The 24,802-nt window shown below is 31.8% G+C and carries 19 protein-coding genes, 1 rRNA gene, 1 pseudogene and 1 other annotated feature; of the genes and pseudogenes, 6 read left to right on the top strand and 15 right to left on the bottom strand.

What is annotated here, in order from left to right; all coding sequences use genetic code 11:
- Positions 1–204: 204 nt before the first annotated feature.
- The 5 genes from KTC92_RS12145 to KTC92_RS12165 all read right to left on the bottom strand — a co-directional run bounded on the left by KTC92_RS12145 (position 205) and on the right by KTC92_RS12165 (position 5,787).
- Positions 205–1,722: ribosomal RNA gene (locus tag KTC92_RS12145) — 16S ribosomal RNA — on the bottom strand.
- Positions 1,723–2,475: 753 nt separating this feature from the next.
- Positions 2,476–3,609, bottom strand: a complete 1,134-nt coding sequence (locus tag KTC92_RS12150; protein ID WP_220287421.1) for an alanine--glyoxylate aminotransferase family protein — start codon at positions 3,607–3,609, stop codon at positions 2,476–2,478.
- Between the two features lie 82 nt (positions 3,610–3,691).
- Positions 3,692–4,297, bottom strand: a complete 606-nt coding sequence (locus KTC92_RS12155; protein WP_216304211.1) for a histidine phosphatase family protein — start codon at positions 4,295–4,297, stop codon at positions 3,692–3,694.
- 51 nt (positions 4,298–4,348) lie between these two features.
- Positions 4,349–4,873, bottom strand: coding sequence for an NUDIX domain-containing protein (locus KTC92_RS12160; RefSeq protein ID WP_220287422.1), 525 nt, complete (start codon positions 4,871–4,873; stop codon positions 4,349–4,351).
- Positions 4,874–5,316: 443 nt separating this feature from the next.
- Positions 5,317–5,787 (bottom strand): VanZ family protein, encoded by a 471-nt coding sequence (locus KTC92_RS12165; protein WP_220287423.1) that lies wholly within the window; start codon positions 5,785–5,787, stop codon positions 5,317–5,319.
- Positions 5,788–6,007: 220 nt separating this feature from the next.
- Positions 6,008–6,259 (top strand) — a binding site (T-box leader).
- A gap of 106 nt (positions 6,260–6,365) precedes the next feature.
- Here KTC92_RS12165 and asnA point away from each other — a divergent pair.
- Positions 6,366–7,388 (top strand): aspartate--ammonia ligase, encoded by a 1,023-nt coding sequence (asnA, locus tag KTC92_RS12170; protein WP_220287424.1) that lies wholly within the window; start codon positions 6,366–6,368, stop codon positions 7,386–7,388.
- Between the two features lie 109 nt (positions 7,389–7,497).
- Here asnA and KTC92_RS12175 read toward each other — a convergent pair.
- The 3 genes and pseudogenes from KTC92_RS12175 to KTC92_RS12185 all read right to left on the bottom strand — a co-directional run.
- Positions 7,498–7,662: pseudogene (locus KTC92_RS12175) on the bottom strand (heavy metal-binding domain-containing protein); the annotation flags it as partial.
- A 32-nt stretch (positions 7,663–7,694) separates the two neighbouring features.
- A complete protein-coding gene (locus KTC92_RS12180) occupies positions 7,695–8,399 on the bottom strand; it encodes a glutaminyl-peptide cyclotransferase (protein WP_216304207.1) in 705 nt (234 codons plus the stop codon).
- A gap of 152 nt (positions 8,400–8,551) precedes the next feature.
- On the bottom strand, positions 8,552–8,863 hold the full coding sequence (locus KTC92_RS12185; RefSeq protein ID WP_216304206.1) for a hypothetical protein: 312 nt from the start codon (positions 8,861–8,863) through the stop codon (positions 8,552–8,554).
- A 249-nt stretch (positions 8,864–9,112) separates the two neighbouring features.
- Here KTC92_RS12185 and KTC92_RS12190 point away from each other — a divergent pair, with 249 nt between their 5' ends.
- Positions 9,113–11,641, top strand: coding sequence for a YceG family protein (locus KTC92_RS12190; RefSeq protein ID WP_253198282.1), 2,529 nt, complete (start codon positions 9,113–9,115; stop codon positions 11,639–11,641).
- Between the two features lie 109 nt (positions 11,642–11,750).
- Here KTC92_RS12190 and KTC92_RS12195 read toward each other — a convergent pair whose 3' ends face one another.
- Positions 11,751–12,575 (bottom strand): TerD family protein, encoded by an 825-nt coding sequence (locus tag KTC92_RS12195; RefSeq protein WP_258280596.1) that lies wholly within the window; start codon positions 12,573–12,575, stop codon positions 11,751–11,753.
- A gap of 13 nt (positions 12,576–12,588) precedes the next feature.
- Complete coding sequence (locus tag KTC92_RS12200; RefSeq protein ID WP_220287425.1) at positions 12,589–13,248, bottom strand: AIM24 family protein; 660 nt, start codon at positions 13,246–13,248, stop codon at positions 12,589–12,591.
- A gap of 282 nt (positions 13,249–13,530) precedes the next feature.
- Here KTC92_RS12200 and KTC92_RS12205 point away from each other — a divergent pair, with 282 nt between their 5' ends.
- The 4 genes from KTC92_RS12205 to KTC92_RS12220 all read left to right on the top strand — a co-directional run bounded on the left by KTC92_RS12205 (position 13,531) and on the right by KTC92_RS12220 (position 17,997).
- Entirely contained in the window at positions 13,531–14,622 is a 1,092-nt protein-coding gene (locus KTC92_RS12205) for an HpcH/HpaI aldolase/citrate lyase family protein (RefSeq protein WP_220287427.1), read from the top strand.
- Complete coding sequence (locus KTC92_RS12210) at positions 14,567–15,898, top strand: phosphoribosyltransferase family protein (RefSeq protein ID WP_220287429.1); 1,332 nt, start codon at positions 14,567–14,569, stop codon at positions 15,896–15,898. The genes KTC92_RS12205 and KTC92_RS12210 overlap by 56 nt, the downstream gene beginning before the upstream one ends.
- Positions 15,899–15,975: 77 nt before the next feature.
- Positions 15,976–17,115, top strand: coding sequence for a cysteine protease StiP family protein (locus KTC92_RS12215; RefSeq protein WP_220287432.1), 1,140 nt, complete (start codon positions 15,976–15,978; stop codon positions 17,113–17,115).
- Positions 17,116–17,127: 12 nt separating this feature from the next.
- Positions 17,128–17,997 (top strand): HAD family hydrolase, encoded by an 870-nt coding sequence (locus tag KTC92_RS12220; RefSeq protein ID WP_220287434.1) that lies wholly within the window; start codon positions 17,128–17,130, stop codon positions 17,995–17,997.
- Between the two features lie 140 nt (positions 17,998–18,137).
- Here KTC92_RS12220 and KTC92_RS12225 read toward each other — a convergent pair whose 3' ends face one another.
- The 5 genes from KTC92_RS12225 to KTC92_RS12245 form a co-directional block, all read right to left on the bottom strand.
- Complete coding sequence (locus tag KTC92_RS12225; protein WP_220287436.1) at positions 18,138–20,918, bottom strand: calcium-translocating P-type ATPase, PMCA-type; 2,781 nt, start codon at positions 20,916–20,918, stop codon at positions 18,138–18,140.
- A 163-nt stretch (positions 20,919–21,081) separates the two neighbouring features.
- Positions 21,082–21,687, bottom strand: coding sequence for a TerD family protein (locus tag KTC92_RS12230; protein WP_216304200.1), 606 nt, complete (start codon positions 21,685–21,687; stop codon positions 21,082–21,084).
- 67 nt (positions 21,688–21,754) lie between these two features.
- Positions 21,755–22,333 (bottom strand): TerD family protein, encoded by a 579-nt coding sequence (locus tag KTC92_RS12235; RefSeq protein ID WP_216304199.1) that lies wholly within the window; start codon positions 22,331–22,333, stop codon positions 21,755–21,757.
- 82 nt (positions 22,334–22,415) lie between these two features.
- Positions 22,416–23,000, bottom strand: coding sequence for a TerD family protein (locus KTC92_RS12240; protein ID WP_366510037.1), 585 nt, complete (start codon positions 22,998–23,000; stop codon positions 22,416–22,418).
- Between the two features lie 388 nt (positions 23,001–23,388).
- Complete coding sequence (locus KTC92_RS12245; RefSeq protein ID WP_224579117.1) at positions 23,389–24,546, bottom strand: mechanosensitive ion channel family protein; 1,158 nt, start codon at positions 24,544–24,546, stop codon at positions 23,389–23,391.
- Between the last annotated feature and the right edge of the window lie 256 nt (positions 24,547–24,802).

Raw genomic sequence — 24,802 nt, forward strand, 5'->3', positions numbered from 1 at the left:
TTTTAAAACAACTTTTTTCACTGTGCAATTTTCAAAGAACATTTTAAGAAAAACTATTCATTATCTAACTCCTAAGAGTTAGATAAAATTAGTCTCTCAAAATTAAACAGAGAACTAGGTACGATTAATTACAATAGATATTTTTGAAGAACAAATTAATATTCTTCTATTGCATCGACCGAAGTCAATACATCTACTCCCTAGAAAGGAGGTGATCCAGCCGCAGGTTCTCCTACGGCTACCTTGTTACGACTTCACCCCAATCATCAATCCCACCTTCGGCCGCTGGCTCCTTACGGTTACCTCACGGACTTCGGGTGTTACCAACTCTCATGGTGTGACGGGCGGTGTGTACAAGGCCCGGGAACGTATTCACCGCGACATGCTGATTCGCGATTACTAGCAACTCCGGCTTCATGTAGGCGAGTTGCAGCCTACAATCCGAACTGGGATGAGTTTTTGAGTTTGGCTCCACCTTGCGGTCTTGCATCTCTTTGTACTCACCATTGTAGCACGTGTGTAGCCCTAGACATAAGGGGCATGATGATTTGACGTCATCCCCACCTTCCTCCCGGTTAACCCGGGCAGTCTCACTAGAGTGCTCAACTTAATGGTAGCAACTAATGATAAGGGTTGCGCTCGTTGCGGGACTTAACCCAACATCTCACGACACGAGCTGACGACAACCATGCACCACCTGTCACCCTGTCCCGAAGGACTTCGCCCATCTCTGGGTTATGCAGGGGATGTCAAGTCTAGGTAAGGTTCTTCGCGTTGCTTCGAATTAAACCACATGCTCCGCTGCTTGTGCGGGCCCCCGTCAATTCCTTTGAGTTTTAATCTTGCGATCGTACTCCCCAGGCGGAATACTTAATGTGTTAACGGCGGCACCGAGGTTCGACCCCCGACACCTAGTATTCATCGTTTACGGCGTGGACTACCAGGGTATCTAATCCTGTTTGCTCCCCACGCTTTCATGCCTCAGCGTCAGTTACAGTCCAGTAAGTCGCCTTCGCCACTGGTGTTCTTCCTAATCTCTACGCATTTCACCGCTACACTAGGAATTCCACTTACCTCTCCTGCACTCTAGACACCCAGTTTCAAATGCAGCACCCAAGTTAAGCTCGGGTATTTCACATCTGACTTAAATGTCCGCCTACGCATCCTTTACGCCCAGTAAATCCGGACAACGCTTGCCACCTACGTATTACCGCGGCTGCTGGCACGTAGTTAGCCGTGGCTTCCTCCTCTGGTACCGTCATTATCGTCCCAGAAGACAGAACTTTACAACCCGAAGGCCTTCATCATTCACGCGGCGTTGCTGCGTCAGGGTTTCCCCCATTGCGCAATATTCCCCACTGCTGCCTCCCGTAGGAGTCTGGACCGTGTCTCAGTTCCAATGTGGCCGATCACCCTCTCAGGTCGGCTACGCATCGTCGCCTTGGTGAGCCGTTACCTCACCAACTAGCTAATGCGCCGCGGGTCCATCTCAAAGTGGAATTTTCCGAAGAAAAATCCTTTGATGTTTCGATCATGCGACCAAAACATATTATGCGGTATTAATCTCCCTTTCGGGAGGCTATTCCCCTCTTTGAGGCAGGTTACCCACGTGTTACTCACCCGTCCGCCGCTAATCCACCCCGAAAGGTTTCATCGCTCGACTTGCATGTGTTAGGCACGCCGCCAGCGTTCGTCCTGAGCCAGGATCAAACTCTCAATTTAAAAGTTTACACTTTTTTAGTTGAAATGATTAATCTGCGACAACTGTTAAGTTGTTACGCAAGCTCATTACATACTTTTAGTCTTACGACTAAATTTTACTTTATACTAAAGTAATTAACTGGTTTAACGAAATATTATTTCGCTATCTTTACCTATTTCTCTGTTTAATTTTCAAAGACCAATTTGTTGCTTGCCATCAACTGACGACTTTTACTATTATACTAGGTATTGTTTGTTTTGTCAACAACTTTTTAAACATTTTTAAATTGTATTTTTAAAGTGTTAAATGTTAATTTATCAATCTTCACCTTTATCGTTACTCATTCGCGACGACAAGGAGTATTCTATCATGTACACCTATTACACATTCACGCCAATTCGCTAAATATGGCAATTATACTCAATATCCTTCATTATACTACTAATTATCAAATCTTTTTCACACTGATACACTAGGATTAGTATACTTTGTTCTTATCTATAACGTCCTCAAATTACATTGTATTTAATCTTTTAATGCCATTAAGCCATATACAACAGCATCATTTTCATATTCAAATTAATATAGGCTAATCCCCCCTTTTCAATATCTACTCCCTGTTTTGGAATATCATTAGATCTAGATTAAATCTAGAATATAGATATAAGAATTTTATGGTTTGACTTTAGTTCAGCCGTCATTCCTCACCGGCTTATAATTTATTCTACATCTTATACCTATTATTATGTTTGTTTTAAAAATGGATTATTTAATTATACTTCATTTAAAAAAACTTCAGCCATATTTTTTTCACACTCAAAACCTAGTGCTTTTAATGAGTATTGTAATGCAAGTAAAGTATATGCTACTTTATCCTTTTTCGCATTTTCTCCCATATGTCCTATTCTTATTACTTTCCCCTGTAGATATCCGAATGAGCCAGCTATAAATACATTAAATTCGTCAACCATATGTTTTAATAGTTGTTTATCATTTATAGCCTCAGGTATTTCTATAACTGTTACCGTATTAGAATATCCCTCTTCAATATATAAATTAAGGCCTGCTTCCATTACAGCTTTTCTTGTAGCTTTACCAATAGAATTATGCCTAAAAATTATCTCTTCATCATCCAGTATATTATCGATAGCCTGTCTTAGTCCAACGATATCACTTATTGGTGGTGTATATGGAAACCATTTGTTTTCGTAGTAATCCTTCCATAGAAGTAAATTACAATAGTAAGAAGCTATTGGTTTTTTTCTCTGCTGCATTAATTTAAATGCATCTTCACTGATACTTAAAAAAGTGAGCCCTGCTGGAGCAGAAACGCATTTCTGTGAAGCACCTAATGCTATATCTATTTTCCATTCATCTACTCTTATATCTTCTCCACCCATAGCCGCTACACTATCTACCACCGTTAATATACCCTTTTTCTTTAATAAATTACATATTTTATCTATGTCATTTAAAACTCCTGAAGGCGTATCACAATGTACTACCGTAGCATATTTAAAGTCATGATCTTTTTCAAGAAATTTTTCAAGTTCTGTTATATCTATCTTACATTTCCTATTCCCTTTAAAAAAAACCGCTTCTCCACCGTACATCTTAACAAAATCAGCAAATCCTTCTCCAAATATTCCATTATCAATTACCAATACCCTATCATAATTTTCAGTAAGAGATGCACATGCAGCCTCAAGACTTAAAATCCCCTCACCACTTAATATTCTAACTTCGTTATTAGTTTTTAAGAACCGACCTATTTCCTCACAAGTTTCTTTGTAAAATTCATAAAACTGTAAATCTAAATCTGGATTAGTAGTAGCTAGAGTTCTGGCCATCCTGACGTTCTCTCTTACCTCCGTGGGTCCTGGAGTCATTATTTGAGACACTTTCATAATTTTCACTCCCTTAAACTATAATTTATATTCTTATATTAAAAATTATATCACTACATATGCTGTTTTCTTATTCATATCCTTAATTTAAATGTGAAATATCAGCCTCTAAAATAATTTCGATTTTCTCATCTTCAACTTCTAATACAGTTAAACATGTATCATACATAAATGGTTTATTCCAAAATCCATCAAGAGAATAATTCTTGATTATTGAATAGATCGCCTTTATTACAAGTGTATGTGATATTATTAAAATGTTTTCACCAATAGTATTACTCGCAATGTCATACAATACTTTTTTTACTCTATTAATCAATTGATCAAAGCCTTCGCCCTCTACAGGTTGATACAAATAAGGCTTATTCCAGAAATTAAACTGCTGCAAGGGATATAGTTCTTTTACTTTTTCTTGATCCATGCCTTCCCATATACCAAATCCCATTTCTTTTAAAGATTCAATTTTAATTATTTCTGTATCCTTATTTCCTCTAATGTACTTCGCTGTATCAACAGCCCTTCCCAGCGGGCTACAATAAATATAATCAAAATCTATATCTTTTAAACTTACGCCGAGCTTTTTAGCATTATCAATTCCCATTTCAGTTAAATTAGAATCCTTCCATCCCTGCATTCTGCCTTCTCTATTCCATTCTGTTTCCCCATGTCTTGTTATATATATTTTCATTTTAACCCACCCCCTTACTATAATAAGATAATACCAAATATCTAACAATTATTATATATTTTTGCTCTTTAAAATACCTTCTGCCCTTTTCAGAAACAATAAATCTCTTATTTGAATGAATTTACCAATGTAATTATCCGGTGTATCATTCTCAAGAATAAGTATAGCTTCATCTAATGCAACCCATTTTAATTGAAATCCATTATCTATTTCCTCATCTGTAAATGATGGTTGTTTAATACATCCTTTAACTTTAGAATAGAAGCAGTATGATATTTGCAGTAATTTTTGCATATTTTTATATTCTATTATTGTACCTACTTCACCTAAAATATCAATATTAACCCCAGCTTCTTCCTTAACCTCGCGATTTAAAGCAATATTTCGATCTTCGCCTGCTTCAATTCCTCCGCCCGGCAATTTGTGGTAGTTATTCTTTGATACATATAATAAAGCTATTTTCCGTGAATCATTTAATACTATCGATCTTGATGCTTTCCTGAGCTTATAACTAATACCTATATCCTCATAGTTGTAACCAATATCCTTTTCATATATCTCTTTTATTAATTCCATTTTATTTACCTGCCCTATTTCAATTTGGATTTATAAATGCACTATTAATATATGTTTTCTCTGTGATTTCTCATAACTATAAGATTATATTATTTACTTAGATTCATTTGTTAACCCGGTTATGCAATCAAATGGATAACTCAAAGTTTATCATCTCCCCCTATTATAACCTTATTTCATTGGTTAATTTATATTTAGTAATTATAATGGACGATAATTCTTTTACTAAACTATATTTACTATATTCCATGAAATATATATCTCCTTTTAATTTATAAATAAAGACCTTCTTACTCTCACCTTAACCTTAACCCTACCCCTTAGAAATAATTTTTGTAACACATCAATTAATGTTGGTTTGTCTGGTATTAAGTGAATATCTTAAATGTAAAAGCTCCGATAGCTAATCAAGCGGGCAGTTGATTAGCTATCGGAGCAAAATTTTATTTAAATTTAGTCAGGTCTTTTTTCGAAGAAGCTAATTTTTCTTTAAATGTGACACAAATATACATCGTCAAGAATGCGGCAAGGCCTCCACAAGTATCTATTAGCACATCTCGAAAGGCAGGTCCTCTTCCCGGAACAAAAGCTTGATGAAACTCATCTGAGCATGCATATAAAAACACAATCAATATAACCTTAATAAAAACTTTAATGTCTAGATTCTTCTTTGTATTTATAGCTCTATATAACAGAAAATATAAAATAAAATATTCAGTGAAATGAGCTGCTTTTCTAACTATAAAATCACTCAAAGTCCCAAATATGCTATTTAAATCTAATCCAAGTAAGTTGAATACAGATGCAACTAATTTATTATTTCCACTTGATACTTCTCCAACTTGGCTAGAAAACAAAAATATTAATATCATCCACCCTATAACCAAAATCCAATCTATATGTTTTTTCTTCATATACACACCCCTCAATTATTTCACTAACTTCCCTTTATTAACACTTCAATTATGATTTAATTAAATATACTTGTCAATAACAATATCTTTAGAGACTTTAGTAACAGCACGTAATGGTTACAGTCCTTTAACATAGAGAAGTACCCTGTAAAACCAAACATTTATTTTTGCAGGTTGACAAATTTCATCTTGCAAGTTAAAATGATTTAAAGTTATTTATCTAAAAACTGTGACGAGAAGAGTAAATGTAGGAAGTAGTTAAAGCGAGTGGATTATAGTGTAAGTTCCATACAAAGCCTATGTTGAATAACATCTCTGAGTTTCCAACTGAAATCCTTGTGAAATTAGGTATGGACGGAGCCTAACCGTTATTTATAGGGCAGTATCGAAGATTTGTTTCCGTACTGATTATGAGTGAGCTTTTTCAGCTAATTTAGGTGGTACCACGGAAGTCTAACCTTTCGTCCTAGAAACTAGGATGAAGGTTTTTTATTTTTTGTTTAAATTTTCAAAATTATTTAGCACGACCATTATAATCATTACAAAAAAAATCACAACATTACTAGGAGGTTTTATTTATGATAACTTACAAAAAAGGACTTGCAATTCCCGATGGATACAATCCACTTCTCGGATTAAAGCATACGGAAATTGCTATTAAACAATTAAAAGATTATTTTGAAAACAGGCTATCAAAAGAGTTAGCTCTTACCAGGGTCTCAGCTCCTCTTTTCGTAAAGTCTAGCACCGGTTTAAATGATAACCTAAGCGGTACTGAACGTGCTGTTTCCTTTGATATGAAAGCCATGCATGATACACCTATTGAAATCGTACATTCTTTAGCTAAATGGAAACGAATGGCTTTATATAGATATAATTTTGAGTCCGGAGAAGGTCTATATACTGATATGAATGCTATAAGACGCGATGAAGATTTAGATAACCTTCACTCCATATATGTGGACCAATGGGATTGGGAAAAGGTCATTCTTAAAAAAGAAAGAACTTTAGATAAGTTAAAAGAAATTGTAACTAGTATTTATGCAGTTTTTAAAGATACTGAGGATCATATCCACAAACTATATCCTGAAATAGACCAATTTTTACCTGAAAAAATATTCTTTATAACTACACAAGAACTAGAGGATATGTACCCTTCTCTTACTCCAAAAGAAAGGGAAGATGCCATATGCAAAGAAAAACTTGCAGTATTTATAATGCAAATTGGTGGCGACCTAAAATCTGGCGAAAAGCACGATGGTAGAGCTCCCGACTATGACGATTGGTCACTTAATGGAGATATCGTATTCTGGTATCCAATACTAGAAAAAGCCTTTGAACTTTCCTCTATGGGAATAAGAGTTGATGAAATAGCGCTAAAAGAGCAACTTGCATTATCAGGTTGTGAGAAACGTTGTACATTAGAATTCCATAGGATGTTACTGGAAGGTAAGCTCCCATATACTATGGGTGGTGGCATAGGCCAATCTAGAATGTGTATGTATTTCCTAAACAAGGCTCATATTGGTGAAGTTCACTCCTCAATATGGCCAGATGAAATGATAACCGATTGTATAGAAGAGAATATAGTTTTACTATAACAAAGAGAAAACTAAATATTGTTCAAAAAAGATTAACTTTAGAAAAACACTGTAACTAACTATTACAGTGTTTTTCTAAAGTTATTTTTGTAATATTTATAATTTATTACTATTTACATTTTACCGCAGTTCCATAAGCAATAACCTCTGCGCTAGTTGCATATCTTATGTTAATAACACCATCAGCACCCAAACCTTCAGTTTATTCTGCCATACGTTTTGTTGCTATAGCCTGATCTTCATTCATCATCTCTGAGTAACTTTTAATTTCCCCATCTCCAGCTATATTAACAAATTAACACATTTCTAAATTAATTTTATTTCAAATATTTTAGGCCACATCTTTCCAGTTACAAAGGTGCGATTATTTTTTTTATCATACGTTATTCCATTCAGTGTACCTGCTCTTTTACATTCTTTAGGACTTAGCAGTCCTTTAAGCTCTATCCATCCAGTTATTTTCCCGCTATGTGGACAAATTCTAGCAATTTTATCACATTTCCATACATTCGCATAAATTTCCCCTTTAATAAACTCCAATTCATTTAGTTTTTTAATAGGCTTAAATTCATCATGTACTTTAATACTATACACCTTTTTAAAATTTTGGGGATTTAAAAAATATATTTCATCTGTACCATCACTCATAATTAAATGCTCATCGTTGTGAGTGATTCCCCACCCCTCTGTATTATAGTAAAATTTATTAATTAAATTAAAAGTATCTTTATCATAAATAAATCCCACATTAGATTTCCATGTTAGCTGAAAAATTTTATCATTATAAAGTGTAATTCCTTCGCCAAAATAATTTCTATCTAATTTGTGTAACTTTAAAATCTCTCCTGTTTGCAAATCTACTTTACGTAGTGTGGATTCATTAATTCTTCCGGTGCTTTCATAAAGAAGCCCATCTTCATATACTAGCCCCTCGGTGAAAGCATTAACATCATGTGGATAAGTGTTTATAATATTATAAGAATATCTTGGAACATTATTGAAATATATCATAACCCTCACTTCCTAAATAGTTTATATTTTATATTTATTATATGTATATTTCAATAGCTATATTAGTGTGCCCCAAAAATATACATTATTTGAAGCGCATTTCACATGATATGTTCCTATATATACAAATTATAAAAGTTGACCCTGGATCTTCACCCAAGGAACTCAGGTTTTTTTACATTGTCTGCTCTTATTGCCTTTTTCATTATAGTCAAATCTACAGTTTGATTGTCTTTATCAAAGCAGCAAGGATATTTGGTGCCACACTGATTACATTCTATAAATTCCTTGAAACAAGTCTGTTCTCTATTATCAAATAAAAACGGAAGATTTTCTGCTCCTTCATCATCTATATTTATATTTACTGTATCTATTTTATATGTATAGAGATAAGTTGCCTCATGTTTTATTTCGAAGTTTTTACTATTACATTTTGGGCATACTAGTGATTCATTTATTTTCAATTTATAACATCCTCTCTGTCTTAGTATGTTTATAGTATTCTTTATTTCCTTTCGTATTTCTATTATTAGCCTTAGAGTTTTATAGTGTTTTTATACATTAAATGATAAACTAGTTATAATAACTGTATATTATTTTTAATAAATAAAATCTCATTTTATTATTAAATTTCTTTATATAAATTTAATTTTATTTTCTAAATCTATATCAGTCGGTACTATAGATCTAGAAATAAGATTGGGGGTTAAACTTTGATTAATACTAGAAAACAGATAAGTACATCTATTTTAGAATCACAAAATTTATTTAAAGATATATTTGTTCCTGTAAATAAACGTCCTGGGTTTATTAGATCGAAATCACCTAATATACCTATTTATTTTTATAGATATATTGGCTCTTGTGAAAATAAAGAACTCTATTATGAGAATTTACATAAACTAAACGATGAGCTGACTTCACTTCAAAGCTCATATTTAAAATTCACCTCAGGAATACCAATGACAATTTTATCTACCTCTATATTACAAATACCCTGGGATGGACTTCTTAGTTCCAATCCACTCCAAAGAAATACTTTAATTAGTATTCTTAAAACTAAAGGACTACTGCCGAACATAAAAAACAACTTCCTCAATGATTATATTGAAAGTAGTTTTGACGAAACCTTAGATCTTTATTTAGCAAATAAACCTAATGTTACTGAAACTGTAATCAAGAATTTTGCTGTTAAATTTTTAGGATGGATTGGAGAATTTATTCCAAAATTATTCCAAAACTCTGATTATAACCCTAAAATTGAAAAAGATATTATTAATCCTAAAGTCCTTTTTTATGGTGAGATAAAAAAACATGAAATATATTTTTTAATATTCTTATCGAAGCTAGGTTGTGATGTGCTTTATGTTAATTCACTATCCGATATGGATTTCGTCAAAATTGATAAAGAAAATATGTATTCAAAACTCATAATTTTACCTAAGACTGAACCATTAATAGATCTTAATTTTAAAACAAACCTTACTAATACTAAAGCCAAAAGAGAGGGTACTATTGAATCTCAAAAAACTATTAATCAAAACAAACAATATGTTGTAGAAAACAGAAATTCATCTTTAGACATAACCTTTAAAGATTCTATTAATATTATCCTTAAATGCAGTATAAATATATTTGATGATTTAACCCTTCCTGCCAATAAAAGAATTGGATTTTTAGGTGGATCTTCTGCTTTTATCCCAGTATATTTTTATAGATATATAGGAATAAAGCAAAATGAAGATGACTATTATAATGATCTATTTAGATTAGACAAAAACTTTAGTATCTTCGATGGTTTATATTTAAAATTCACAGACTCTATACCCATACGCTCTAATCCTAAATTAATCACCAGTACTTTAAACATATGGCAATATATAGATCCTTTTGATGTATCACTCACAAGGAAGCTTGCGGCTCTATTTCTAGAACACAAGGTTTTCCCCACGAGTAATCATACTTTAAATTGCTCTATGGCAAATAGTTTTAGCTATATATTAGATTTATACTGTAAGGAAGAAAAAAATTTAAACCTGTCCAAAGTTAGAAATTTTTCTTTGAAATTACTTTCTTGGGTTTATGAATTTGTTCCAAACCTTATGAAAAATTTCGACTTTCAAAATACTTCGTCCGATGAAATTTTTAATCCTAAAGTAATATATTATGGTGATATTAAAAAACATGAGCTTTTATTCTTGATTTTTTTATCTAGATTAGGCTGTGATATTATATATATAAATTCCTTCTGTGATATGATTTTAGAGATTACAGAATATAGTGATCTATTTTCAAAAAGCTTTGAACTCCCATATAAATCACATTTAAAAGAATTTCCAAAAGAAGAATTACTCATAAGACACGAAACTATTGCTCTAAAAGCCTCAAGGGAATTAGAGGCTACACTATATACCGATGATGATGGCTTTTATAAGCCTTGGCAATTTGAAAAATATGAAACTCACCCTACTACGTTAAAAACTACCTTTTATGAGCTGAAAATTTTATGGGATGAACCTTCTAGTTTGCGCACAGGATTTAAAGTAGAGAATAGCACCATATATATGCCAAACTTATTCGCGAAAATAAGCGGTGTACACAGCGATTTAAATTTATATTGGAATGATTTCTTCAAGTTAAAATCATCAGATAATACATTATTTATAGCTGAACTTCCTTTTACTAAGGTAACCTACTCCAAAACCGATTTATACTCCTTAGCCTTTGTACTTGATAATATCGGGTTAATTGATAAACAAAAACTACTAAATCATAGCTGTTACAAATTTTCTTATTTAAAAACTTCCCTGCAACATACTATTTTGCAAAAAATAAATTATTTGATGAAAACCGATATGCTAATAAAAACTATAGATAAAGAATTCAAATTAAAGATTTTAATGACCATCTTAAATCTTGATAAAAATATACTACAGCTAATTCAGCAGTATGATTACCCTTCAAAAATACCTAAACTTGTTATTTATGATAATAATGAAAGTATTTTTAGCGATGAAGATTCCATTGTATTATGTTTTTTAAACATATTTGGATTTGACATTACTATATTAACTCCTACTGGCTATAATAACATAGAAGGAAAAATCCAGGAAAAATTTTATGATACTCATAGATTAGAAGAAGTTAATTTCAATTTATCCTTACCTGATTTTAAAAACGAAAAAAAATATACCAAAGAAAAAGCAAAAAAATTCTTTTCTAACATCTTTAATTTCAAATGATTTTCTTCAAAAAACAAATAAGGGACTTATTGAGTAAAGTCCCTTATTTATTTTAAATATAAGTTATATAATGTTGATATTTAGGAATTTCAAAGCTAACAATCAATTCCTAAACCGTATCGATCCCATAATTATTACACAAAGCTTCTAACCCACCTCTAAATCCACTACCTATGCAATTAATTTTCCATTCATTTTTATATCTATATATCTCAGCTACTACGATGGCTGTTTCTACAGATAAATTTTCATTAAATTTATAGTTTAGAATTTCTTGTTTATTGTCACCCGCTATAATTCTAAAATATCCATCTGATACTTGCCCAAAGTTTTGCTTCCTTTCATTTGCTTCATATACGGTTACAGTAAACGCTAATTTTTGAATGCGAAGTGGTATTAGATTTAAATCTAGCTGTATGCACTCATTGTAAGCTTCCTTAAGAGAAGTATTATGATCCTTTTTAATTACTATTCCGCCACAAGTGCTCTTAGTGTTTTCATAAAAAATAAAGTCTTTCTCTGCTGTTTTATCATTTATATCTACCATAAATACCGATACATCTAAATCAAACTCATTATAACTATTTTTTATTATATTATAATCTAATGTTACTATTAATTTCGAAAGATTTTTAGCGTTCTGATTTAAGCTTAACTTCTGCCCTTTCGCTAATTTAATGCTTTTAGTAACATCCACAAGTTTTCTTTTTTTCATATTATTTACCTTTAATGGGACATTAACTTTAGGCTCAGAAATAATTTTAGAATGTACATTGTTTAACCCTTCAGCATTATTCTTATTCGTGTTCTGATTTGGCGCCATTACTACAGTTGCCTTTTTTTCGGGAATAATTGAGGTCTCAACAATTAATTTTCCATATTGTCTCTTTTGAGATATTATTTTTTTATTACTGCTTTCAATAATTATAGCCACAAACACGTACCTCCTAATCTATTGCAACATTTAATCCTGAAGTTCTTTCACAAGGCTGGATAATTACAGTTTCGCCCTGAGAATTAAATTCTAACATATAGGATTCTCCAGAGGTTTGCCCAAGAAAAGTTTTCCAATTTACATCCGTTTTAAAATGAGGGTCAGCGCCTGTCCAGCATACTACTGCATCAGGATCTACTACGCAAGGAGACTCTAGAATAATCGGGTTTCCATTTGTAGTTATAACTACCTGCGCATTATTAGAAGTAGCTGTTAAATTTGATGTAAACATACCCTTTTGAGATATTACACCTGACCCCATAAATCTAACTCCATATTTACACTCCTGCGTAAAAGCAAGTAAATTTTCTCCTTCAACTCCTATACTCTGACCTGACTGAAGTGTAATTATACTAATATGTTGTGCTTTGTCTGCCATATAATAACTTCCCCGTCCATTTACTTTCATAATAGGAATATTCTCACCTGTCAGCTTTCTAGCAGCTAGATTCATAACAGATTTGAATATGCTTTGATTGTTATTTGTATCTACTAATACTTTTTCTTGAGTAAAATTACCCGTGTAAGCCACCATAGCACCAACTTTTGCAAAAAAATGTCCATCTCCCTCGGCGATGCAAGTAAGCTCTTGGTGATTTCTAAAATTAAACATGTATGTTGACTCCTTTCTCAATTTAAATATAGCGGAATTTCTAACTATGTACTCTATGTATTTTTGCAAACTTCCATTTTTTAAAATTCTATGTGTAAAGTATATCATAATGTTGTTAATGATTTATTAACGAATAGATCAATTATATTTATTCTATATTCAGTAATTTCTGTGTGTAATATGTAATTGTGTATAGAAATATGCTATAATTTGTATCACAATCAGTACTATTTATAATCTTTAAATTACTGATTAATTTATTATAATAAATGGAGAACAATTATGCGATATTTTAATAATATTAATAATTCACAAGATATTTTCTTTAAAGCCCCTTCAATTTACGGATTATTTTCCTCAAAGGAAGAGTTATCCTATTCATTAGGCGCATGTTTATACATGCCAGCAACGCGAGAACATTTACTTAAGGACATTCTTTTAAGTAACAAAATGGGTACTCACACCATCAGTCTTTGTCTTGAAGATTCCGTATCTTCAGACCAAGTTGTACAAGCTGAAACTAACATTATTAATCTATTTAAGAGTATCGGCCTTCTTTTAAAAGATAACTCTTCTTTTATCGATAGTCTACCCCTTATTTTTATCAGAGTCCGAAATGTTAGTCAACTTCAAAAGTTGATTAATGAATCTTCTTTAATTGGTCTTTGTGGTTTTATTTTCCCTAAATTTGATTTTACACTTGGAGAAAAATACTTTTCTATACTAAAAGAATACAATATATCTAATAAAAGAACCCTGTACGGGATGCCAATACTCGAAACCCCCTGCATAATTCATAAAGAAACTCGAATAGAAGAACTTACTCGCGTAAAACATATCTTAGATTCTTATAAAGAATATGTTTTAAACATTCGAATTGGCGGAACAGATTTTTCTGGATTATATAGTCTTCGTCGAGGTAAAGATTTCACCATATACGATTTAGCCGTAATAAAGGACTGTATTAGTGATATAATAAATGTCTTTAAACGAGATGATTATGTTATTTCCGGGGTAGTTTATGAATATTATAGCAACGTTTTAGATTTTCATAATAATGTTCTTATTAAAGAAACCCTTTTAGATAGAACCAATGGCTTAACTGGTAAAACTGTTATACATCCAACTCAAGTAAATGTAGTAAATTCTCTTATGGTAGTTTCTAAAGAAGACTATACAGATGCACTTAATATTATCAGTTCATCACTTGATGGTGTAATAAAGAGCAATTATTCCAATAAAATGAATGAGGTAAAACCCCATGAAATGTGGGCTAAAGAAACATTACTAAAAGCTAAAATAATGGGGGTATTAGAGGATGGAAAATCACACAGAGAATTATTACAATCAATCACTTCATTACAATATAGATAATAGCCTACAAATATCACTTAATATAAAAGAAAATAAATGTAACATTCCAGCTTCAAAGCTTTTTACAATGTCCGCTAGAGAAAATAAAAAGAGGGATTTTTTATTTGTAAGTAAGGTTATAGGAAAACATATGCCAATGATTCCAGATACTCTAAAAATTATTGGAGGAATTTTGGCTCGTTTATGGATTAATGAAAGAGAGGACACAGTGCTTTATCCTACTACTGAATTAGTTGATACGCTTATTTCATTAGATGTCTCTCATAACATGGATACCTCTGTTAATCTCCACAGTTTACACGATATTTTAAACACACCCATAAGGCTTGCAAACAAAACCCTTTTTATAGGTTTTGCAGAGACAGCTACAGGTCTTGCTCAATCAGTATTTCAAAACTTCTCAAATGCGGCTTATATACATACTTCGCGTGAGAAAATAACTTCTATAGAACCTGCATTGTTTTTTAATGAAGAACATTCTCATGCAGTAGAGCATTCGCTTTTCCCTTATGAAAGTGATTTTTTTAATAAATTTTCTGATATAGTTTTAATAGACGATGAACTTACTACAGGTAAATCTGCATTAAATTTAATAAAATGCCTTCCCGGGAAATATTTTGGGATAATATCCATTTTAGACTGGCGAGATGCTAATAGTTATAAAATGTTCATTGATGAAAAAAACATAGATGTCAGGGTATGTTCCTTATTAAAAGGTGATATTAAGTGCAGTAAATCAAAAGATATTATTAGCGACGAGATAACTATTCCTCCAAGTTCTACTAAACTAATTCCAAGTAAAGAGTGTGTTTTTCAAATAGCGCAAAGTATTGAGGGCTATAATAAATCTACTGGTAGATTTGGAATTACCTCTCGCGATAATTTGAAAATTTCTGAAGAAATCAATTCAATATCTAAATTTTTGATAAAAGAAAGAACTACTGGAAATTGTCTTTGCATAGGAACTGGGGAGTTTATATATTTACCTTGTAGTATAAGCTCGATGCTCGGAGATAATGTCTATTTTCATTCCACTACAAGAAGTCCCGTTCATGCTAGAAATATAGCTTCTTATGGAAATAAAAATAAGATTGCTTTTCAAAGCCCTGAGGATGACACTATAACTAACTACCTTTATAATATTCCTGATAATTTCTATACCCAGGTATTTTTCTTCTCTGAAAAGCCTTTAACCAAAGAAAAGAAAGATGAATTAAATAGCATTTTCTCTTATTTTCATGCTAAATCCATTATATTTGTATGCTGGAAATGCTAATGTATAATCCCTTTTAAATTGATTACAGCAGATAATTTTTAAGTTTCTTAAATAATATAAAAAAGAGGTGTATTTAAATGAATAAATGTATTTTTTCAGGAAGCTACTGCACGGAAGATGTTGTATTTCTTCTTAAAGACATATCACACCTTATAGTGGAGCAAGATAATGAATTTAGAGAAAATGCTATACAAAGTGGAATCCACTATTCAGAAATGTTACCAATAGAATATACTCCCTCAAAAGGATACATGGATATTTTCTATAGTACCCTTGAGCATTCAAAAAACAAACTAGCTTCTCTAGTTTCTATATTAAGCGAGAAAATTATAGCTAAAAGAGGTAAAAATATTGTTTTAGTCTCTCTTGCAAGAGCCGGTACACCTATTGGCATATTAATTAAAAGATATATACAGTTTAAGTATAATATAACCGCTCCTCATTACAGTATTTCTATAATACGTGATAAAGGCATAGATAAAAATGCACTTATGTATATATTAAAGAATCACCCCTTCTCAGAAATACAATTCATTGATGGGTGGACAGGTAAAGGGGTTATTCAACATACATTAACAAAAGCTTGCAAAGAATATTCGCAGGAGTTTAATATAACCTTGAATTCGGACCTAGCCGTACTATCGGACCCCGCTCATTGTACCCTCATTTATGGTACAAGAGAAGATTTTTTAATTCCAAGCGCTTGTCTTAATTCTACAGTTTCGGGTCTTGTAAGTAGGACTGTTCTTAATGATAAGTTTATTTGCAGTGATGATTTTCACGGCACAAAATTTTATAAAGAATTAACGCCCGCTGATGTTTCCAATTTCTATATAGATGAAATATGTAACTGTTTCGATGAGCTAGATAATAATTATCTATATGAACTGTTGAATGACCCAAACGTTACAGAAGTTGCCGCAGATATTGAGTTTGATGGTAATTCTTTAAACTGCAAAGGACTTCGCGACATCGAAAGCATCAGACATAAATTTGGCATCAATAATATTAATCTTATAAAGCCAGGAATTGGGGAAACCACACGAGTACTTCTAAGAAGAATTCCCTTTAAAATACTAGTTGACTCCTTTGATAATCCAAATTTAAAGCATATATTTACGTTAGCCGCGGAAAAGGATATTCCTGTAGAAATATATACCGATATGTGCTATTCCTGCTGTGGCATTATTAAATCTAAGGAAAAAGAAGATCTATAAGGATGTGTTTTTATGATATTTGCCTCGGACCTTGATAGTACGCTTATATATTCTTCAAGACATTGTAACTTAATTAATGAAGAAAACCTTTTTCCTGTTGACTTTTATAATAACAATATGTGCAGTTTTATTACTAAATCCATGCACAATAAACTTGAACATATAAATGAAATTATGCTTTTTATACCTGTTACCACTCGTTCCCCAGAGCAATACACGCGAATGAAATATTTTTATGATATAATAAAACCTAAATATGCCGTTGTAGCCAATGGAGGTATCATTCTTAAGAATGGTATTGAACTTAAATCTTGGACAGATATAAGCTCTAATAAGCTTAAAAAAGTTGTATCTGTTAGGAATATGATAGTATTATGCAGTTTCTTTTTAGAAAGTGATTTTATAAAATCATATAAAACTTGTGAAGATTTATTCATATACTCTATTGTGGATGAGGACAAACTAGCTAATAACATAACAAATGGGAAAGTGGAATTAGATTATTTTGAAGTATTACGTTCATTTTGCAAAGGCTATAATTACAGCGTATCAAAGCAAGGTAAAAAGGTATATATAGTACCTAATTGTATAAATAAATATGATCCTATAAATTATATAATGCAACTAGAAAATACAAATATATTCCTTGCTGCTGGTGATTCTCTGCTAGACTACCCCCTAATTAAACATTCAAATTATGGATTAGTTCCGTCTCACGGAGAATTACTAAGTAACCTTTTCGAGAAAACACTCCATAATAATGTCTATATTACAAAAAAATCTGGTATATTTGCAGGTGAGGAAATTTTAAATATAGTACATCAAAAATTCCACGAAATTAACGATATTTCTCGTAATGAAGTATGTTCCTATATTGAATAATATTACGTTTACCTTATTTAGAACAAATTAAATCCCCCATTATTGATTAAAATCAATAATAGGGGATTTATCATTTTGTCCACATGAAAATAAATAATAAGTACGTATTCCAGTCTATTTATTTTCATATTCCTACTCTTCTAAGCTACTCTCTTTTCTTCTGATTCTTCTTCTATTTGTTGTTGTTCTTTTTTTACAAAAGGCTTCACAATCAATTTCACAATTTCATTTACTACTATTATAAGTGAAGATAAAATGATTATCTTTAACCACATAGTAGCGCTTAAAGACACTGCATTAAAGAATTTTGAAAACACTTCAGTTACAAATATTTGTGTTACTGCTGTAATCATAATTATCTTTAAAAATATAGTGTTCTTTGTAAGGCTAGGAAATATGCTATCTGACCCAAATTCTCTACAATTAAAAGCATTAAATAATGCACTGAAAGCAAATAATGCAAATAATGCTGTTTGCATTTCGTTTGGTCCTGCAATCCCATCTTTAGGGAATCCAGTTCCTAATATGTCAAATTTCATCTGAATCATGATAACACAAGTTATATATAAGGCATTAGCAATCATACTTCTTAACATTTGTTTAGTTATAATACTAGCATTTCTATTTGTAGGTTTTCTGTTTAAAACAGCATCTCTTACTGGTTCTAGTCCCAGGGATAGTGCCGGTGGGCCATCCATTATAATATTTACCCATAGAAGTTGTATTGTAGTGAATGGCATTTGAAAGTCAAACACTACAGATAAAATTGCTGTTAAGAATGCAATTATATTTACAGTTATCTGGAATTGAATAAATCTTTGGAAGTTTTCATAAATACCTCTTCCCCATTTAATTCCTTTTACTATAGTCCCAAAACTATCATCTGTTAAAATTATATCCGCTGCATTTTTACTAACTTCGGTACCAGCTATACCCATAGCTATACCCACATCTGCTCTTGTAAGGGCTGGAGCATCATTTATTCCATCTCCAGTTACTGCAACTACTTCTCCATTACTTTGAAGAGCCTCAACTATTCTCATTTTTGTATCAGGCTTTGAACGTGCTACTATTGAGATTGTTGTTATTTCATCTTTAAGTTCCTCATCAGATAATGTATCTATATAAGTAGCCTCTACTGCCCTATTTTTACCACTAAGTAATCCTAATTCTTTTCCTATAGCAATGGCGGTATTAATGTTATCCCCTGTAAGCATTTTTGTAGAAACTCCTGCTTTTTTAGCAGTTTCTACGGCTTCCTTAACGTCAAGTCTTAGAGGATCTCTTATTCCTACGAATCCTGTAAACACTAAGTCATTTTCTAAAGTGCCTTGCTCGGATGCCATAGCTACCTCTTCACTTATATTTCTATATGCAAATCCAAGTACACGCATAGATTTTCTCTGAAGTTTCTCTATTTCATCTAATATTTCTTCTCGTCTTGCTTGATCGAGCTCCACTTCCATGCAATTAATATGTTCATACTTGCATAATTCTAAAATAATTTCTGGCGCTCCCTTTGTTAATACTGTGGCACCTTTATCCTCTTCTATAACAGTACTCATTCTCTTACGCTTTGAACTAAATGGAATTTGATGAGCTATTTTTGCGCTTTGTCTTTCTTGTACATAATCACAAGCATCATTGTATAAAAGAAGAGCACATTCTGTTGCACTACCTAAATATTTTACTTCTTTATCAGCTTTCTCAATATCTGCTGTTGAATTTACGATACAGTTATCTATAAAATAGTTATTTCTATCGCTTAATTCATCTCTTGCTTTGAACTTGCCATTTAAGTAAACTTGTTCTACAGTCATTCTATTTTGAGTAAGTGTACCTGTTTTATCTGAGCATATTACACTTACAGAACCTATTGTTTCACAGGCTTCTTTTTTAGTAACAAGCGCATTTATCTTAGCCATCTTTTGCATAGTTATTGCAAGTGTCATATTTATCATTGTTGGAAGACCTTCTGGAACAGCTGCAACAATTAAAGCAACACATACAACAAACGCAGTTTTTATTGGTCCAACAGACTCTAAAAAGGCAAATACACCGGTAGTATCTGGTGATATAGTATTCGCTAGAACCATTTTTATAATCATAATTATAAATAGTATCGCAGCTATTGCGCTTGATACTTTTGAAATCTTAGCACCCAAATCTCCAAGTTTTGCTTGAAGCGGTGTTTCTAAATCACTTTCTTCAAGATTTTTAGCTATTTCGCCCATTTGTGAGCTATCACCAGTGGAAGTAACTACAAAGCTAGCTCTACCATACGCAATAAGTGTTCCCCCGAAAACCATATTCGTTTGTTTTGCTGGAATAGGGTCTTGCACAATATTTTTATCTTTAGCTTGTATATTTTCCATTTCTATAATAACATCGAAATCCTTGCTCACGTCTTCTGATTCTCCTGTAAGCATATCCTCTCTAACCATTAAATCTATACTACTTATGAGTCTTCCGTCCGCTGGTACCATATCACCCGTCTCAATTGAAACTATATCACCAGGTACCAAATCACTTTTATTCACTTGAACAATTTTCCCATTACGCAATGCTTTTACTTCTATATTTTCTGTCATTTTTGAAAGCGCATCTGCAGCTTTTTGTGATTTTCCTTCTGTGAAAATTCCTATGCCAATTCCTATTGCTACAGCACATACTATACCAATGGCGTCACTAAACTCTCCTACTAATGCACTAATTACCGCTGCCACTAAAAGTATTATCATCATAGGCTCAGTTATTGCCTCCTTAATACTATCCCACATCGATCCCTTTTCTTGTTTAGTAAATTCGTTAGCACCATACTTTGCTAGTCTTTCTTTAATCTCAGAACCCGATAATCCCTTACTACTATCAACTTTAAGACTTTTTAAAACTTCTGAGATCTGCTTATTAAAATATTTCATGTTATCCACCCTTCTGTAATTTACATAATTTCTTTTAAATTAAAATGTAGAAAATGATAACCCTCTCATTTTCTACATCACTAGTATATCTATATATCTATATATCTATAAATGTATATAAATATATCTACATTTATCTATAATCTATTTAAACCCAGTTTGTCTATTGGTATCTTTTTATCATTTCACCTAAGCCAGATGAAGCATCTGTTTCTCCTACGGCTGTAAATTTCCATTCTCCATTATTGCGATAAATTTCTGCAACGAATAACCCAGTTTTACCAGAATATTCTTCTGTTAAGTTAAAACGAAGCATCTCTTTATTGTCCGTTAGATTTACTAAACGTATAAAAGCATTTTGTATCATACCAAAATGTTGTTTACGCTGAACTGCCGCATAGATATTAACCACAAAAACTAACTTAGTTATATTTTGAGGTATGCTTGACAGATCAACCATAATTTGCTCATCATCTCCATCACCATCTCCAGTAAGATTGTCTCCCATATGCTGAATACTACCACATTTACTTTTTAAGTTCCCGAAATAAACCATATTTTCTTTTCCTCTTAGCTTATCATTTTCATCAAGCATTAGCACAGAAGCATCACAATCTATTTGTGCTTGCTTTCCACCAAATAAGCCTCCAAACAATCCCTTAGATGCTCGCTCCACTGGATCCCATCCAAGTCCGACCATTGTCTTTTTTAACCCAGGATTATCTTTTGTAAGATTTATCTTTTGACCTTTTTGTAAATTTATACCCATTTTGTCATCCCCTTTAAATATTCAGTGAATATTTATCCACTGATTAATTTAAATATCATATTGCTTTCTATGCATCAAGACCATAATTTTTACAAAGGGCTGCTAATCCACCTTGAAATCCACTTCCTGTCGCACTAAATTTCCATTCTCCATTGTTACGATATATTTCACAAAATACTAATGCAGTTTCTACTGAAAAATCTTCTGATAAGTCGTACCTTAGGATTTCTTCATTAGTTTCTTCATTTACCACTCTAACAAACGCATTAGAAATTTGGCCGAAATTTTGTGCACGAGCTATTGCATCATGTATAGTTACTGTAATTGCAATTTTATCAATGTCTGTTGGTACTTTAGAAAATTCAATGATTAATTGTTCATCGTCTCCCTCGCCTTCTCCAGTTCTATTATCACCGGTATGTATAACAGCTCCTGTTGAATGCTCTAAATTGTTATAGAATATAAAGTCTAGGTCATTATTGGTTTTTCCATTTGAACCTACTAAAAAGGCTGAAGCATCTAAATCAAAATCTCCTCCACCTGAATATTTATTTGTATCCCAGCCTAGTCCTATAACTGCTTTAGCTAAACTTGGGTTAGTTTTAGTTAAATCTATTTTTTGACCTTTACTTAAGTTAATTGTCATAATTATTCCTCCTTATTAATCATCATTTTTAATGCTGTTTATCATCATTTTTAATGCTGTTTATCATCATTTTCAATGCCATTTAATCTACACTAATTCCAAAGTTACTACAAAGCGCAGTTAATCCACCCTCAAAACCACTTCCTATTGCACTGAACTTCCACTCTCCGTTGTTACGATATAGTTCTGCTACTACCACTGCGGTTTCAATACTATAATCTTCACTTAAATCATATCTTATTAATTCATTATCATTATTTTCATTGAGAATTCTTATAAATGCATTAGATACTTGTCCAAAATTTTGGCATCTTTGAACAGCTTCGTGAATAGTTACAGTAAAGTTAATCTTCTCAATAGAAGATGGCACTTTACTCAGTTCAATTCTAATTTGTTCATCATCACCATCACCATCACCAGTTTTGTTATCTCCTAAATGTGTTACAGACCCTGCTGAGTCCTTTGGGTTATTATAAAAAATAAAATCATTATCAGATGTTACTTTCCCATTTGCTCCAACTAAGAAAGCCGCTGCATCTAGATCGAAGGAAGCTCCACCATCATACTTATTAGTATCCCATCCAAGTCCAACAATAACATTACTAAGGCCTGGATTAGCTTTCGTTAAATCTACCTTTTGACCCTTTTTTAAACTAATTGCCATAATAAATTCCTCCTCAGAAACCACTATATAATATATAGTCCTTCAATAATTAATTTTACTTATTAAAAATAAAAAGCTTATTATTAATCATTTCCAAAAATTCAGACAATAAACATCTTATCTGTTCATTTATAAAAAAAACTTTATTTTAGTCTAAATTATATAATATAATTAAACTAAAATAAAGCAACTATCATCATTACTATTATAACATTATTCCCCACTAAATACTAGATTACCAGTTAAATATCACTTACTGTTTTGTATATTTTTGGTGAACAAATAGCTATTCTGATAAAAGCAAGGTAAAAAATTCGATAATAGCTGATGGTTATGTTATAGAATTAATTGTTTAAAATAGCATTCTCTGCAAAAGCTGTAGGGTAAAGTCCTAAAGTTTTTTTTGAAGTTTATTAACTAATTCAATTTTTTTTTCTTTATCTATACTAGGTAATTTTTCAACGTAAACGCTTGTGCTTGGGAAAGCCATTGAAATTCCCTCTTGCTGTAAAATGTCCAGTATATTAAAATTAACATTTTCTTTTATTTTAAAATATTCATCAAAATCTGGTGTATCAGTAAAGAAACATATTAAAATATCTAAACTAGTTGCATTAAATTTATCAAATGTAACAAGGATGCCTTCCTTACTAACCTGTGAATAATTCTCTAACATATTTCTAATCTTATCCACACAAATCTCTAATTTCTCCCTAGAGCTATAAGTTAATTCTAAATTCAAATTAACCCTTCGTTTACCCCTTCTGCTAAAATTGGTTACAGCCTCATTAGTTAATTTTGAATTAGGCACTATTATTAATGCTTGATCAACAGTTCTTATTTTAGTAGTCCTAAACGAAATATCCTCTATGCTACCTTCTAATGTGTCACTATTAATCCAATCTCCAATAGTAAAAGGCTTATCTAATATTATAAACATACCTGCAATAACATTGGATGCCGCATCTTTAGCTGCTAATGCAAAAGCCAATCCTCCTAACCCAAGCCCAGTAACAAAACCTTGAATGTTATATCCCCACTTCTCAGCAATTATGGTAATAACTAACGCTACTAGCATCATTCTTAACGTTTTTGATATAAATGGGAATAATATTTTATCCACTTTTACATCATATGCTTTATGCATTCTCTCAAACAGCAGAGAAGATTCTCCAGTAAGATCATATAGTCCCCAACAAATTAAAATTATTACAGCAGAACTGAAAATCTTTTCTATAAATGAACTGTCAATTGGAACTCCTGCGATAATTAAAATTTTAAAAGCAAAATAAAATCCTAATACCTCAAAAAAGTTAGTTACAGGTTTTTGGAAAGCAGCTACTATTTTTGTATCTGTTTCAAATTTCGTTTTATTAACAAGTTTTAATATTATTTTGAATACATATTTTGCGAATATCTTTTTTAACAATACAAATAATGCGAAAACTGCGATAGCTATTCCTACATATTTTAATTTATAGGATGTTAAATCATTAAAAACCTCTTGTATTTTGTCTTTAGCAAAAAAGTCAACTATGGATTGGAACAAAACAACACACTCCTTTTTTTCTTATGTTAATATATATAATCATTTTAAGCTAATAATGTTATTTTCTCAATGGATTATATAGGAAGAAACAACTTTTATTAATATACAACCCTTTAAAATTATACTCTAGATGAGTTTAGTTAATTTTCCTGTAAGGTATTATTAATTAAACACCCTTATTCAACATCTATTTATATTTCTATAAGACATAAAAAAACTTCAGGGGATTTAAATTCTCCCTCTGAAGTGGTTAATC

The sequence above is a fragment of the Clostridium sp. CM027 genome, assembly GCF_024730565.1.
GTDB classification, from domain to species: Bacteria; Bacillota; Clostridia; order Clostridiales; family Clostridiaceae; genus Clostridium_AD; species Clostridium_AD estertheticum_B.